We start from the raw sequence: 14,464 nt of genomic DNA on the forward strand, positions 1-14,464 counted from the left end.
CCTCATTGGTGACGGCGCAGGCTATTTTTCCTCCTGCTGCAACTCCCTCCCCCTTCCTCGCCACCGATACTAACCATCATTTCAATGGCTGGCTGTCGGACGTTTCCGAATCAAAGCCGGGAATTGCGCCCGCCTAGCCGAACGCCACCCCACGCGCCATCCCGGTGGCCGCTATCACCATCAAAACCAGCAACAACGCCTCGGCATGACTGATTCGTGCAAACATCTTTGCTCGCCCTGTCTCGAGGGGATTTCCCCGCGCCAGGCCAATACGCCATTTGATCAATGTAATCATCGGCGCAAGCTCCAGCAGCAGAATCAGCACAAACAGCGTCATCTTCAAATGGAACAGCGGCTGATGCAGATAGTAATCGGTGCCCTTTTCGTAACCGCCAAAAGCTCGCATGCCACCCGTGACCAGCAGCACCAGAGCGGATACGCCCCATAGATTGTCAGCGAGCAAAACCCGCCGAACCTCGCCCGCCCCGGCCGCCAGGCGGCTGAACGCCGTTCCGCGCGTCAGCACGGCCCAGAAACCCAGGGCAAATGCCAGCAAGTGAACTGCAGCCAGAAACCAATGAACCAGCATTGATGAACTCCCGTCAGACTGAGATGAAAATCGGCCAGACAGTAGTAGTCGAAAAAATATGGACTTGCCTGATACCCACCTGAAAGGCAGCGCTGGCTGAGAAAGTCGACGGGACGAATGCGTGAGGAGGGGTAAATCGCAGGCAAAAAAAATCCCAAGCAGCTGATGGAAGCTTGGGATTTAAAAATGCATAAACCGTGGTGGTGAACGCGGGGCGGATATTACTGATTTTCTCAGTGTGTAACAACGTATTTTTGATAACCGGTTGGTTCAATAGCATCGTAACCCTTTAAATATCCAAATTATTTTCATGGTCGCCACTGTTTCCGGGATCACAAGAGCCACCTTCAGGAAGGTTCTCCCACCAAAATCAGACACGTCCTACATATTCCTTAGGTGACTTGGCTTAAAAAAAGCCGAGTTCTTATTTCTACCGGGGATTAGGGTGATCAAACCAATCGATAGCACGAACAGAAAGGCCACAGCCAATAGGCCCCTCATCAAACAATATGCTGCGAGGACGGGCGCGTGATCTCTAGAGCCCTGAAACTGCTTGCATGGTTGCGAGGCTTCTCATCCCACGCAAGGCTTGATCACCTGTATAGGGAAGAATTTGAACACAGTCTGAAAAAACAAAGCGGCTTGGTAGATATCTCTCGGTTCCCGGGTGGTGAATACATCGATCCGCAAATCCAGGCCTCATGGCTTCACTGGAAAAGCGCCGAAGAACAAAAAGACTTCTCGATGTGAGATTCTGCCCCCCCCTTCAGGTCTAGTCCTGAAATAGGTTTACACCTGTTTCACCCCAACGCCCGATGCATTGCATCGGGCGTTTTGTATTTCAACGACAGGTGCGGACGTTCGCGGTTATAGATTGAGACCGACTCACTCACCATCTTGCGCTGGAGTACTTCAAGATTCCGTTTACCCGCTCTGCCAAGGCTTTCTGGTAGCAGTCATAGCCGTCCGCCATGCAACATCTGATGCCGTGTTTCGCATGCAGCGCCTGATACATGCCCGTGCAGTACTGGCTGCCTCTGTCCGAGTGATGAACCAGTGGTTGTTCCGTCCGACGTTGCTCCACCGCCCGGCGCAGCGCCTGTGCTACCGATTCGGTGCGCAGGCTTTTATGGACGTGATAACCCACGATCTTTCGCGAAAAGGCATCCGTCACCAAGCTCAGATAAGCCACACCTTCCTGAGTGGGTAGATAGGTGATGTCAGCCACCCAGACTTGCTCAGGGCCGCTTGGAACAATTTGGTCAGGGCCTGCCTTGAGCAGGTTTGGATGGCGCCGAAAGCGATGATGGCTGTTGGTCGTCTTGTGGTAAGCGCTTTTGCGGGCCACCAGCAAGCGCCTTTCACGCAGAATTGAAAACAGCCGATCTCGACCCACTTGCAGCTCAAGTCGAGGCTGACAATGCAGCAAGTAATGCAGCTTTCGGGAGCCCAGGCGTGATTGTCGCTGACGCTTTTGCTGAACGAAATCGGCAACTTGCTGATCCAGAACGAACCGAGCAGCTTCGGCGCGATTGCGCTTGTAGCAAGCCTGACGGCTTATCCCCAGAAGATGACGAAGCACTACCAGGAGGGGCACGGCGATAAAACGATTGAGTACGTCAAGGTGGGCGCCGAATTGGCGTTCTGAGGTGGGGGTTTTGCAAAACTTTTGCAAATCGCAGAAAGCAAAAAGGGGTTACCGTTTCCGGTAACCCCTCTAGACCGCCCAGCAGAGCGGATTTTGTTTGGTAGGCGCGATTGGACTCGAACCAACGACCCCCACCATGTCAAGGTGGTGCTCTAACCAACTGAGCTACGTGCCTGCTGTGAGGCGGCATTCTACGGAATTCCGGAGGGGTGTCAACACCTTTTTTTCACCTAACCCTATGAATATGCAAAATATTTAATTTCAGCCCATCGCAAGAAGATTTCCCGGTGGCTGGCGGAGGTTTTTCAACTCGGGTAGGATCGTCGCACTCGTAAAATATATTAAACAGAGGCTGCAGGATGGCGAACACCCCTTACCCAGAGTCTTATTACGCTGCGTCGGCCAACGCCGTACCGCCACGCCCTGCCCTGCAGGATGACGTGGAGACGGATGTCTGTGTGATCGGCGCTGGTTATACGGGTCTTTCCTCGGCCCTGTTCCTGCTGGAAAACGGTTTTCGCGTGACCGTGCTGGAAGCCGCCAAGGTCGGTTTCGGCGCGTCGGGGCGCAATGGCGGGCAAATCGTCAACAGCTACAGCCGTGACATCGACGTAATCGAACGCAGCGTCGGCCCGAAGCAGGCTCAGTTGCTCGGGCAGATGGCGTTCGAGGGCGGCCGGATCATTCGTGAGCGAGTCGCCAAATATGATATCCAGTGCGATCTGAAGGACGGCGGCGTATTCGCGGCCCTGTCGGCCAAGCAGATGGGCCACCTGGAATCACAGAAGCGCCTGTGGGAACGCTTCGGCCATACTCAACTTGAACTGCTCGATCAGCGCCGTATCCGTGAAGTGGTCGCCTGCGATCAATATGTCGGCGGCATGCTCGACATGAGCGGCGGTCACATCCACCCGCTGAATCTAGCACTTGGCGAAGCCGCTGCCGTGGAATCTCTGGGCGGCACCATCTACGAACAGTCGCCGGCCGTGCGCATCGAACGCGGCGCCAACCCGGTCGTGCATACGCCGCAGGGCAAGGTCAGGGCCAAATTCATCATCGTCGCCGGCAACGCCTATCTCGGTAATCTGGTGCCGGAACTGGCGGCCAAATCGATGCCATGCGGCACACAGGTCATCACCACCGAGCCCCTCGGTGATGAACTGGCCAAAACCCTGCTGCCGCAGGATTACTGCGTCGAAGACTGCAATTACCTGCTCGACTATTATCGCCTGACTGGCGACAAGCGCCTGATCTTCGGCGGCGGCGTGGTGTATGGCGCACGGGATCCGGCGAACATCGAAGCAATCATCCGCCCGAAAATGCTCAAGGCCTTCCCGCAACTCAAGGACGTGAAGATCGACTACGCCTGGACCGGCAATTTCCTGCTGACCCTGTCGCGCCTGCCTCAGGTCGGGCGCCTGAGCGACAACATCTATTATTCCCAGGGCTGCAGCGGCCACGGCGTGACCTACACGCACCTCGCCGGCAAGGTACTGGCCGAGGCGCTGCGCGGCCAGGCCGAGCGCTTCGATGCGTTTGCCGACCTGCCGCACTACCCGTTCCCCGGCGGGCAACTACTGCGCACACCGTTTGCCGCGCTCGGCGCGTGGTATTACGGACTGCGCGACAAGCTCGGTTTCTGACACAAAAAAGGGCCGCTGAAAAGCGGCCCTTTTTACATTCAGCATCAATCACAGCTGATCCCGCGCAATCCCGCTGCGAATCCGCAGAATATCCGCAAGCACTGCCAAAGCGATTTCCGACGGTGTCTTGCTGCCAAGGTTAAGACCGATCGGCGCATGAATCCGCGCCAGCTCGCCCTCCCCCAAGCCGCCAATCCGGCGCAAACGCTCGAAGCGTTTCTGCGATGTCTGCTGCGAGCCCATCACACCGATATAAAAAGCCTCGGTGCGAACGGCTTCCATCATCGCCAGATCGTCGATGCGCGGATCGTGGGTCAACGCCACCACCGCCGTATCACGGTGACAGCCGCCATCGGCAATGAACACCGACGGCAGTTGCCGGCGAATCTCGACGCCATTGAGCACCACGCCTTCCAGCACTTCATCACGCGGATCGCAGAGAATCACTTCGAAGCCGAGACCGACCGCGAACTCCGCACAGGCCTGCGCCACACTGGAATAGCCGGCCAGCAACAAACGCTGAGCAGCACCGATGCGGATCCGTACCCGGTCGATTTCACGCTCAATCCGCGCACCCTGCTCGCGATCCGCAAACAGGCTGCGCGCGCCCGTGGCCAGATCGACCTCGCGAATCAAGCGGCGCTGCCCAAGCAACGCCGATTCGAGTTCACGCAGATGCGCCTGCACATCGCAACCGGCGTCAAATTTCTCTACCAGCACATCGAGAATGCCGCCACACGGCAGGCTGACCCGCGAACGCGGATCGTCACCTTCGCCATAACGCACGACATTGATTGCATCGAGAAACGCACCTTCAGCGACGCGTTCGAGAAAATCTTCCTCGACGCAACCACCGGACAGCGACCCGATCCACTGCCCGCCGTCGTTCACCGCCAACAACGAACCCGGCGCGCGCGGTGCCGAGCCGTAGGTCGTCAGCACGGTGCAAAGCCAGATGCGCTGCCCCGCCGTCGACCATTCCAGCGCCCGACGCACAACCTGCAGATCGAGATGCTGCATGATCAGTGCGCCTTGTGCTCGATGGACGGGGCATCAGCCTGCAGCTTCTGCACATCGCCCACCGCCAGTTCAGCAGATTGACCGCCCCAACCCTGACGCAGGTAGTTCAGCAGATCGGTCAGTTGTTCGGCACTGAGCTTGTCGGCAAAACCCGGCATCGGCTGCATGTGCTCGAATCCGGCGAATTTCTGCTCGCCGATACCGTCCTCGATCACTCGAACCAGATTGCGCGGATCCTCCAGGCGCAGCGTGGTATTGCCGCGCATGGCCACCGCAATGTGCGGTTTGCCTTCGCCACCAGCCGCGTGACAACCGGCGCAGACGTTCAAGTATTCCTGACGGCCGCGCTGGGCACTGGCACTGAGTTTCTCCACTGGAACGTCGGTCAGTTCTTTCGCCGCCGGCGGCTCGTCGCCGAGCAGGAAGGTTGCCATCGCTGCCAGATCCGGATCATTCAGGCCCTGGGTGCTGTTGTGGAACACCGGGAACATCTCGTTGAACATCGTGCCCTGGGCACTCATGCCGTGCTTGAGGAACGTGCTCAGGTCCTGTTGATTCCAGCCACGCGCAGCCAGATCAGTGGCCAGCAGGCTTGGTGCCAGGTAGCCATTGAGGATGCCGCCGGTCAGGCGTTTGTCCAGTTGCATCGCGCCCGGCAAGCCGCGTGGCGTGTGGCATTCGCCGCAGTGACCCAGCACTTCGACCATGTACTGGCCGCGCTTCCAGGCATCACTTTTGCCTTCGGCCGGCTCCAGCTTCAAGGCTTTGCCGTACATCATGTTCCAGCCGATCAGGCCCGGACGCACGTTGAACGGGAAGCTCAGGCTCGTCACCGGCGCGGCGCGCTCGATCGGCTCGATGGTTTTCAGATACGCGTGAATCGCATCCGAATCCGCACGCGGCATCAGGTGATACGAGGTGTATGGCATCGCCGGGTACAGATTGGCGCCGTCACGACGCTTGCCCTCGGTGAGCGCAGCAAAAAACTCGTCGTCGTTGTACAAACCGATGCCGTGTTCCTTGCTCGGGGTGATATTGGTGCCGTAGATCGTGCCGAATGGCGACACGATCGGCAGGCCGCCAGCAAACGGCGCGCCGCCCGGCGCTGTGTGGCAAGCCATGCAGTCGGCGGCGCGGGCGAGGTATTCGCCGCGCTTGACCTGATCATCCGCATGGGTCGCCAGAACAGGCACGGCAAACCCGACCGCCAGGGTCAGGCGGGTCAATAAACGCTTCATGCTTAACCCTCCTTGACCAGGCCGAGATCGGTCAGCACGTTGCGGGTGGCGTTGTAGTAACGCACATACCCGGTGCAACGGCAGATGTGATGGCCGAGGCTGTCCTCGATGACCTGTTCCAGTTTGCTTTTGACGATCGGCTGGCGTTGCAGCTTTTCCACCAGTACGGTCGCGGCATTGACGAAGCCCGGTGCGCAGTAGCTGCACTGGAAGGCGAACTCGTCGACGAAACGCTGCTGGATCGGGTTCAGTTCGGTGACCTGGCCTTGCTCGTCGCGTTTGGCGTGGCCTTCGATGGTCCGGACTTTCTTGCCTTCGAAGTAATGCGCGCCGGTGATGCAGGTGCGCACCTCTTCGCTGGTGCCGTCCGGGTTGTCGACGATCACCACACAGGCGTGGCAGATGCCCTGGCCGCAGCCCAGGCGCGAACCGGTGAGATTCTTGTATTCGTGCAGGTAATCGATCATCGGCAGGTCATCAGGGATGTCCACCGGGCCGACGGATTGACCGTTGAGGGTCAGTTGAAGCGTACGGTTAGCCATTGAGGGCCTCCTTGATGCGCGCAGCAGTGATTGGAAGATCGCGGACACGTTTGCCGATGGCGTGCGCCACGGCGTTGCCGATGGCACCGACCACCGGGATCATCACCACTTCGGCGATGCCTTTGGACGGGTCGCTTGGCGACAGCGGCGGCAGGATCTCCGACGTCTGCTTCCACACCGCCACATGGCGCGCCATCGGCAGGCGATAACGGTTGAAGTTCCAGTCACCCTCCCCCGGCCCGCCTTCGTACAGCGGCATCTCTTCCATCAAGGCGTGACCGATGCCCATGGCGATCCCGCCTTCGAGCTGGCCACGAACCAGTTCTTCGACCAGCACCCGACCGCATTCCAGCCACGAGTGATGGTTGAGCACTTCGACTTCTGCCGAACCTTTGTTGACCTTCAACTCGACCAGCGTCGCCACCGGGCTGTAGTAGGTCACGGCGGCGTTGTTCAGTTGAACGACCGGATAGGCGATGTTCTGCCGATCCAGCAGGTGGAAACCGTCGCTGGTCATCTGCGCTTTCTTGGCTTTCGGAGCGCCGTCACCGTATTTCACGGCCAGACCGTCCAGCGGCAGACGTTCGCGCACGCCGTCGATGCTGTATTCGGCTTCAGCCCAGCTCCAGCGGTTGAAGCCGTGAACCGTGGCAGCCGTGACCAGACCGCGCTCGTGAGCACGCTTGGCCAGTTCTTCGAAACTCAGCGGCTGCATGCCGTTGGCAGTCAGTTTACCGTCGACCCAGTGCGCATCTTCACGGCGCACGACATAAGGGTTGGCCTGGCCACCGTACGGGCCCTGACGCCAGATCTCCAGCGCTGCCGGCCACAGACCGTGGTTGAACAGCACGCGCGCCGCTTCACGGGTGGCGTGGCTGAAGTAGTAGGCGGAGTTGGTTGCCGACGAGGCCGACGCCAGCTTGCCGACCCAGCGCGGGTTGCGCAGGAAGTTGTCCTGCTCGGCCTGGCTCATGATGTAAGGATTGCCGGCGGTGACCAGCTGCATTTCCTTCCATTCGGTTTCGCCGGTCTTCACGTCGTGCGCCGGGCTGCCGAGGAAATCGGCGACCACCAGAGCTTGCGAAGTGGACATGCCGGTACCGATCTCGATACCGATGTGACGCAGGGAAATGCGTCCTTCAGCGGTGAACTCGATGCTGGCCATCGGCGCTTCGGAACCGGTGCCGAAGTCTTTCTGGCAAATGGCGAAACCGACGCCGTACCAGTTGTCCGGATCCGCCGCTTCGCGCTGCTTCTTGATCGCGTCGCGATTTTTCCAGACTTCGTGCAGCGAAGCCTTGTCGAGAATCTCGTGCAGGCGCAGTGCACCGGCCGGGATCGCGCCCTGGGTGTTTTTCATCCCCGAACGCAACGCGTTTTTGCGGCGCAGATCGATGGCATCGACACCGAGGCGGTCGGCGATTTCATCGACCATCATTTCGGTGGAGGCCATGCTCTGCAGCGTGCCGTAGCCGCGCATCGAACCGGCTTCAACGCCACGGGAGTGGTAAGCGGTAACTTGCAGGTCGTTCTGCGGCATGTAGTAAATCGACTGAGCCGCCGTTGCACCAACCGCAGCCACCGACGGGCTGTAGTTGATCCGACCGCCACCGTCGACACTCATTTCGGCACGGAAAATCTTGAAGCTGTGATCGGTCTTGTCCACTGCCAATTGGTAGCGAATGTCGAACGGGTGACGCTTGATGCCGCTCTGGAACTGCTCGTAGCGGTCGTTGGCCAGGCGAATCGGCACACCTGCGCCGTACAACGCTGCCAGGGCCGCGTAGTAGACGAAAATGTTGTGGTCCTTGGAACCGTAACCGACGGTGTAGCCCGGGTGCATGTTCAGGTTGGCAAGGCCGAAGCGCGACGGCGAGATCATCTTCGCGGTCTCGGTTGCAGCCTCCAGCGGGCACTGGGTGGCGACGACGAAATGCAGCGTCTTGGTGGCCGGGTCGTACCAGCCATTGCCGTTGTCCGGCTCCATCGCGGCAGGTTCGATCGACGGCGTCTTGTAGCGCTCGTCGAATACCAGCCAGTTGTCCGGCGGGGTGTCGATCTCTTTCTTCATGCGATCGGCGTAAAACAGGCCGCGCTCGGTCAGGTTGCCGTGCAGGTTAGGCTGGGAATTCCACACCGGGCGACGGTTCTTCAGCATCGGGAACAGGATCGAGTCCTTGAGGCTGGCGAACTCGTCTTCGTCCGCCGAGGTCGGGCCACCGACGCGCACGTAGCGGAAACTGCCATAGGGATCGCCTTCGTAGAACGGCACTTTTGCACCGTAACGAATCGCTTTGTCATTGAATTTGAGTTTGTTCTTGGCCTGACGGAAACGCTCGAAATCGTTCCAGATCAGGATGGCGACCGGGTGGCCGATGAACATCGGCACCTTGCCTTCCGGCAGCAATGGATCCGGAGCGTGTTCTTCCGGGAATACGATACCGTCCTTGTCCAGGTCGGCCGCGGTGACAATGCGGTCAGGCTGCAGATCGGCGCCGAGCCACGACAGGTCGTAACCGTCGTAGATGCGGTCGGCCTTGATGGTTTTCAGCAACATGGCGTGGCCTTGCTGCTGGGGCCAGCCCGGCATGTCCTTGGAACGGATGTCGCGGGCAAACACTTTGCTGCCACAGACCTTGGACAAGGCATCGTTACGCTGGCGCGCCTTGCCGTTATTGCCGAGCCACTGCTCGGACGGCACGGTCACGCTGTTTTCCATCAAGGCAGCCAGCGCCTGACTGCTGAGCGGCGTGAGCGTAACGCTCACACCCGCCACCAGCCCGCCCTGAAGGAACGAGCGCCGGGATATTTCACGGTTGGACATGGATCATCCTCTGGGCGGTTATGGATCCGCCCTTCTGGTTATCTACTGGGAATCTCGAGTCTTGCAGAAGCCCTTTTTGGCTAAACAAAGGGCGTGATGACAGTGCAAAGCTGACCGAAAGGTTAACTTTAAAGGTTTCTGCGCTCGCAGCAAACAACCAGTTACAAAAATCTGACTAAAGAATCAAAAATCAATGTGGCATTGCATCGCAGTGACCCGATGACGCAGAAGATATTGCCGTGCGGACAACGTGCAGTCGTCGCGAGGCAACTGGAGGAGGAATTTGGGAAAGGTCAAATTTCAGACACAAAAAACCCCGGTCTTTCGACCAGGGTCTTTGCTATCGATTCCGAATCAACCAACGGTTGGTTTCGGTGTTTCAAGGCGTTCAGTGGTCCTTGAAACAGATATGGCGCAGCGGACGGGACTCGAACCCGCGACCCCCGGCGTGACAGGCCGGTATTCTAACCGACTGAACTACCGCTGCGCGTCGGTGGAGGCACTTTCAGCCTACCTCTTGCTTTCGCAAGTCTCTCGGGAGTGGTGGGTGATGACGGGATCGAACCGCCGACATTCTGCTTGTAAGGCAGACGCTCTCCCAGCTGAGCTAATCACCCGTTTGCATCTCCGAGGCCGCGAAATTTACGCAGGTAGCGAACCTAAGTCAATAGCAGGATTGAAGTTTTTCTCAAAAAGACAAAAACATGTCATTCCGAGTAGATCATCTTCTTGGTCATACCGCCGTCGACCACGAATTCCTGCCCTGTCACAAACCCGGCATTCTTCGACAGCAGCCAGGCCACCATCGCCGCCACATCCTCGACCGTCCCTACCCTGCCCGCCGGATGCTGGGCATGATCGGTATCGGTCAGTGGTTCGGCACGCCGTGCAGAAGGATCCCGCGCATCGATCCAGCCCGGGCTGACCGCATTGACGCGAATCTCCGGCCCGAGGCTGATTGCCAGCGCATGAGTCAATGCCAACAAGCCGCCCTTGCTCGCCGCATAGGCTTCGGTATCGGGTTCTGACTGCGCCGCCCGGGTCGAGGCCAGATTGACGATTGCCCCGTTGTGCGCCCGCAGATACGGCGCACAGTGCTTGGCCAGCAACATCGGCCCGCTGAGATTCACCGCCAGCACCCGGTTCCAGTACGCCAGATCCAGGCTTTCCAGAGTGATGTTGTGCGGATCGGCCACCGCCGCGTTACACACCAACGCATCCAGACGACCGAACTGCCCCAGCACTTCCGCGACGCCGAGCGCCACCTGGCTTTCATCCGCCACATCCATGGCGATAAACCAGGCATTTTCACCCAGCACTTTCGCCACTTTGGAACCACGCGCCCGGTCCAGGTCCGTCAGCACCACTTGCCAGCCTTCGCTGATCAGCCACGCTGCGATCCCCAGACCGATGCCGCGAGCGGCACCCGTAACCAGCGCAACGCGGCCATGGGTGCCCGTATTAGGCGTAGACAACTCGATCACAACGCCGCCAGACCGCGCGCCAGGTCGGCTTGCAAGTCGGCGACGTCTTCCAGACCGACCGCGATGCGGATCAGGCTGTCACGAATCCCCGCCGCTTCACGCTCCTGCGGTGCCAGACGGCCGTGGGACGTGGTGCTCGGGTGAGTGATGGTGGTTTTGCTGTCACCCAGGTTGGCAGTGATCGAAATCAAACGGGTCGCATCGATAAAGCGCCAGGCGCCCTCTTTGCCGCCCTTCACCTCGAAGCTGACGACCGCACCAAAGCCCTTCTGCTGACGCCGGGCCAGTTCGTGCTGCGGATGGCTCTTGAGACCGGCGTAATGCACTTTCTCGATACCGTCCTGCTGCTCCAGCCATTCGGCCAGTTGCTGGGCGTTGGCACAGTGCGCCTTCATCCGCAGATTCAGGGTTTCCAGGCCTTTGAGGAAAATCCAGGCGTTGAACGGGCTCAGTGTCGGGCCGGCGGTCCGCAGGAAGCCGACAATTTCTTTCATCTGCTCGCCGCGACCGGCAACCACGCCGCCCATGCAACGGCCCTGGCCGTCGATGAATTTGGTGGCCGAGTGCACAACGATGTCTGCACCGAGCTTCAGCGGTTGCTGCAGCGCAGGCGTACAGAAGCAGTTGTCGACCACCAGCATCGCGCCTTTGGCGTGTGCGATTTCCGACAGCGCGGTGATATCCACCAGCTCAGCCAGCGGGTTGGACGGCGATTCGACGAACAGCAATTTGGTGTTGGACTTGATCGCCGCATCCCAGGCCGACAGATCCGCCAGCGGCACGTAGTCGACTTCCACGCCGAAGCGCTTGAAGTACTTCTCGAACAGGCTGATGGTCGAACCGAATACGCTGCGCGACACCAGCACATGGTCGCCGGCACTGCACAAGCTCATCACCACCGCCATGATCGCGGCCATGCCCGTCGCCGTGGCTACGGCTTGCTCGGCGCCTTCCAGCGCGGCAATGCGCTCTTCGAACGAGCGAACGGTCGGGTTGGTGTAACGCGAGTAAACGTTGCCCGGCACTTCCCCGGCAAACCGTGCAGCGGCGTCGGCGGCGGTACGGAACACGTAGCTGGAAGTGAAGAACATCGGATCACCGTGCTCGCCTTCCGGCGTACGGTGCTGACCGGCACGTACGGCCAGGGTATCGAACGCTACGCCTTCGAGGTCGCTGTCCAGCCGACCGGCATCCCATTCCTGACTCATGCTGTCACTCCTTGCCCTGTTCTCGATAAATAAAAGTCTTTTGCCAGATACAAAACCGGCCCCTAAGGGCCGGTTGAAACTCAGTTGTTGTACAGATCGATGATCGCACTGACCGCCTGGGTCTTGACCTTCGAGGCATCGTTGCGTGCCTGTTCGATCTTGTTCAGGTAAGCCTCGTCGACGTCGCCGGTGACGTACTTGCCGTCGAACACCGCGCAGTCGAAGTTTTCGATCTTGATCTTGCCGCCACCGACCGCTTCGATCAAGTCAGGCAGGTCCTGATAGATCAACCAGTCAGCGCCGATCAGGTCAGCGACATCCTGAGTCGAACGATTGTGCGCGATCAGCTCGTGAGCGCTCGGCATGTCGATGCCATACACGTTCGGAAAGCGCACAGCCGGAGCAGCCGAGCAGAAGTAGACGTTTTTCGCGCCGGCTTCGCGAGCCATCTGGATGATCTGCTTGCAGGTGGTGCCGCGAACGATCGAGTCGTCCACCAGCATCACGTTCTTGCCGCGGAATTCCAGCTCGATGGCGTTGAGCTTCTGACGTACCGATTTCTTGCGCGCGGCCTGGCCGGGCATGATGAAGGTACGGCCGATGTAACGGTTCTTGACGAAGCCTTCGCGGAATTTCACACCCAGGTGGTTGGCCAGCTCCAGCGCAGCAGTGCGGCTGGTGTCCGGAATCGGGATGACCACGTCGATGTCGTGCTCTGGACGCTCGCGCAGGATCTTCTCGGCCAGCTTTTCACCCATGCGCAGACGGGCCTTGTAGACCGAAACACCGTCGATGATCGAATCCGGACGCGCCAGGTAGACGTGTTCGAAGATGCACGGAGTCAGGGACGGGTTGGTCGCGCACTGACGGGTGTGCAGCTTGCCGTCTTCTGTGATGTAGACCGCTTCGCCCGGCGCCAGGTCGCGAATCAGGGTGAAGCCGAGCACGTCCAGCGAAACGCTTTCGGACGCGATCATGTACTCGACGCCTTCGTCGGTGTGACGCTGGCCGAACACAATCGGACGGATGCCGTGCGGGTCACGGAAGCCGACGATGCCGTAACCGGTCACCATCGCCACAACAGCGTAGCCACCGACACAACGGTTGTGCACGTCGGTCACGGCGGCAAACACGTCTTCTTCAGTCGGTTGCAGCTTGCCGCGCTGGGCCAGCTCGTGAGCAAACACGTTCAGCAGCACTTCCGAGTCGGAACTGGTGTTGACGTGACGCAGATCGGATTCGTAGATCTCTTTGGCCAACTGCTCAACGTTGGTCAGGTTGCCGTTGTGCGCCAGGGTGATGCCGTACGGCGAGTTGACGTAGAACGGCTGAGCCTCGGCCGACGTCGAGCTGCCGGCAGTCGGGTAACGGACGTGACCGATACCCATGTGGCCGACCAGACGCTGCATGTGACGCTGCTGGAACACGTCACGCACCAGGCCATTGTCCTTGCGCAAGAACAACCGGCCATCATGGCTGGTCACGATACCGGCAGCGTCCTGGCCGCGGTGCTGGAGCACGGTTAGCGCGTCATACAGCGCCTGATTGACGTTCGACTTACCGACGATACCGACGATGCCACACATGCGACGCAACCCCTACTTAATGGATCTGAACTGAACAACACTCACTGAGGCGTTTTGGCCGACGGCAAGAGTTGCTCCTTGAACGGAATATCAGCGGGTACGCTGATTCCGCTGGCAAGCCACTGACTGCTCCACCCGAGAATCAGGTTCTTGGACCAGTCGGCGACCAATAGAAACTTTGGCACGAGCTGTGATTCTTTCCACCACCCGTCCTGCTGTACCGGCCCCAGGCTCAACAGCCCGACCGCCACGACCACCAGCAACACGCCACGCGCAGCGCCGAAGGCCATGCCGAGGAATCGATCGGTCCCGGACAACCCGGTGACACGAACCAACTCGCCGATAAGATAATTGATCATTGCGCCCACGATCAGTGTGGCGACAAACATGATGGCACAGCCCGTGATCACACGAGCCGATGGAGTTTGAATGTATCCGGCGAGGTACTCGGACAGTGAGCCACCGAACATCCAGGCAACCGCTCCTGCGATGATCCAGGTCACCAGCGATAGTGCTTCCTTGACGAAGCCGCGGCTCAAACTGATCAAAGCGGAGATGGCGATGATTGCAACGATCGCCCAGTCAACCCAGGTAAATGGCACAGTGCAGCCTACAGACGGATAAGGCGGCGCATTTTAGCAGAGCGCATGGCTGTCGGTAAGCTGCGATTGTCAGTGCATTT

The 14,464-nt window shown here is 59.3% G+C and carries 10 protein-coding genes, 3 tRNA genes and 1 pseudogene; 1 reads left to right on the plus strand and 13 read right to left on the minus strand.

What is annotated here, in order from left to right; all coding sequences use genetic code 11:
• Positions 1 to 133: 133 nt before the first annotated feature.
• From OQ248_RS00635 to OQ248_RS00645, 3 genes and pseudogenes are all read right to left on the minus strand, one after another.
• Positions 134 to 589, minus strand: coding sequence for a DUF2214 family protein (locus OQ248_RS00635; RefSeq protein WP_265811769.1), 456 nt, complete (start codon positions 587 to 589; stop codon positions 134 to 136).
• A gap of 772 nt (positions 590 to 1,361) precedes the next feature.
• Positions 1,362 to 2,156, minus strand: a pseudogene (locus tag OQ248_RS00640) (IS3 family transposase); the annotation flags it as partial.
• Positions 2,157 to 2,335: 179 nt separating this feature from the next.
• Positions 2,336 to 2,412 (minus strand) — tRNA-Val (locus tag OQ248_RS00645).
• 184 nt (positions 2,413 to 2,596) lie between these two features.
• On the opposite strand from OQ248_RS00645, the gene OQ248_RS00650 reads away from it, so the two are divergent.
• The gene (locus OQ248_RS00650) at positions 2,597 to 3,880 is read left to right on the plus strand and encodes an FAD-binding oxidoreductase (RefSeq protein WP_265811770.1); all 1,284 of its coding nucleotides are present in this window, start codon (positions 2,597 to 2,599) and stop codon (positions 3,878 to 3,880) included.
• Positions 3,881 to 3,928: 48 nt separating this feature from the next.
• Here the strand turns inward: OQ248_RS00650 and OQ248_RS00655 are convergent, their stop codons facing one another.
• The 10 genes from OQ248_RS00655 to OQ248_RS00700 form a co-directional block, all read right to left on the minus strand.
• Positions 3,929 to 4,900, minus strand: coding sequence for an XdhC family protein (locus OQ248_RS00655; RefSeq protein ID WP_265811771.1), 972 nt, complete (start codon positions 4,898 to 4,900; stop codon positions 3,929 to 3,931).
• A 2-nt stretch (positions 4,901 to 4,902) separates the two neighbouring features.
• Positions 4,903 to 6,138, minus strand: coding sequence for a cytochrome c (locus OQ248_RS00660; protein ID WP_265811772.1), 1,236 nt, complete (start codon positions 6,136 to 6,138; stop codon positions 4,903 to 4,905).
• A 2-nt stretch (positions 6,139 to 6,140) separates the two neighbouring features.
• Positions 6,141 to 6,680, minus strand: coding sequence for a (2Fe-2S)-binding protein (locus OQ248_RS00665; RefSeq protein WP_265811773.1), 540 nt, complete (start codon positions 6,678 to 6,680; stop codon positions 6,141 to 6,143).
• A complete protein-coding gene (locus OQ248_RS00670) occupies positions 6,673 to 9,504 on the minus strand; it encodes a xanthine dehydrogenase family protein molybdopterin-binding subunit (RefSeq protein ID WP_119427449.1) in 2,832 nt (943 codons plus the stop codon). Before OQ248_RS00670 ends, OQ248_RS00665 begins: the two co-directional genes overlap by 8 nt.
• Positions 9,505 to 9,914: 410 nt before the next feature.
• A tRNA-Asp gene (locus OQ248_RS00675) sits at positions 9,915 to 9,991 on the minus strand.
• Positions 9,992 to 10,045: 54 nt separating this feature from the next.
• Positions 10,046 to 10,121: transfer RNA gene (locus tag OQ248_RS00680), tRNA-Val, on the minus strand.
• A 90-nt stretch (positions 10,122 to 10,211) separates the two neighbouring features.
• A complete protein-coding gene (locus OQ248_RS00685; RefSeq protein WP_085712008.1) occupies positions 10,212 to 10,988 on the minus strand; it encodes an SDR family oxidoreductase in 777 nt (258 codons plus the stop codon).
• Positions 10,985 to 12,196, minus strand: coding sequence for an O-succinylhomoserine sulfhydrylase (locus OQ248_RS00690; RefSeq protein WP_265811774.1), 1,212 nt, complete (start codon positions 12,194 to 12,196; stop codon positions 10,985 to 10,987). Before OQ248_RS00690 ends, OQ248_RS00685 begins: the two co-directional genes overlap by 4 nt.
• 80 nt (positions 12,197 to 12,276) lie before the next feature.
• Positions 12,277 to 13,782 carry an amidophosphoribosyltransferase gene (purF, locus tag OQ248_RS00695; protein WP_007956466.1) on the minus strand — a complete coding sequence of 502 codons (1,506 nt, stop codon included), beginning with the start codon at positions 13,780 to 13,782 and terminating at the stop codon, positions 12,277 to 12,279.
• 41 nt (positions 13,783 to 13,823) lie between these two features.
• Complete coding sequence (locus OQ248_RS00700; protein ID WP_007956464.1) at positions 13,824 to 14,384, minus strand: CvpA family protein; 561 nt, start codon at positions 14,382 to 14,384, stop codon at positions 13,824 to 13,826.
• Positions 14,385 to 14,464 lie beyond the last annotated feature (80 nt).

Origin of the sequence: Pseudomonas sp. COW5, from assembly GCF_026240005.1 — a bacterium.
GTDB lineage: Bacteria > Pseudomonadota > Gammaproteobacteria > Pseudomonadales > Pseudomonadaceae > Aquipseudomonas > Aquipseudomonas kribbensis.

What these genes read in the sequence shown, in the direction of transcription:
- OQ248_RS00635 (WP_265811769.1), bottom strand. Translation starts at nt 589, where the DNA reads ATGCTGGTTCATTGGTTTCTGGCTGCAGTTCACTTGCTGGCATTTGCC.
- OQ248_RS00650 (WP_265811770.1), top strand. Translation starts at nt 2,597, where the DNA reads ATGGCGAACACCCCTTACCCAGAGTCTTATTACGCTGCGTCGGCCAAC.
- OQ248_RS00655 (WP_265811771.1), bottom strand. Translation starts at nt 4,900, where the DNA reads ATGCAGCATCTCGATCTGCAGGTTGTGCGTCGGGCGCTGGAATGGTCG.
- OQ248_RS00660 (WP_265811772.1), bottom strand. Translation starts at nt 6,138, where the DNA reads ATGAAGCGTTTATTGACCCGCCTGACCCTGGCGGTCGGGTTTGCCGTG.
- OQ248_RS00665 (WP_265811773.1), bottom strand. Translation starts at nt 6,680, where the DNA reads ATGGCTAACCGTACGCTTCAACTGACCCTCAACGGTCAATCCGTCGGC.
- OQ248_RS00670 (WP_119427449.1), bottom strand. Translation starts at nt 9,504, where the DNA reads ATGTCCAACCGTGAAATATCCCGGCGCTCGTTCCTTCAGGGCGGGCTG.
- OQ248_RS00690 (WP_265811774.1), bottom strand. Translation starts at nt 12,196, where the DNA reads ATGAGTCAGGAATGGGATGCCGGTCGGCTGGACAGCGACCTCGAAGGC.
- purF (WP_007956466.1), bottom strand. Translation starts at nt 13,782, where the DNA reads ATGTGTGGCATCGTCGGTATCGTCGGTAAGTCGAACGTCAATCAGGCG.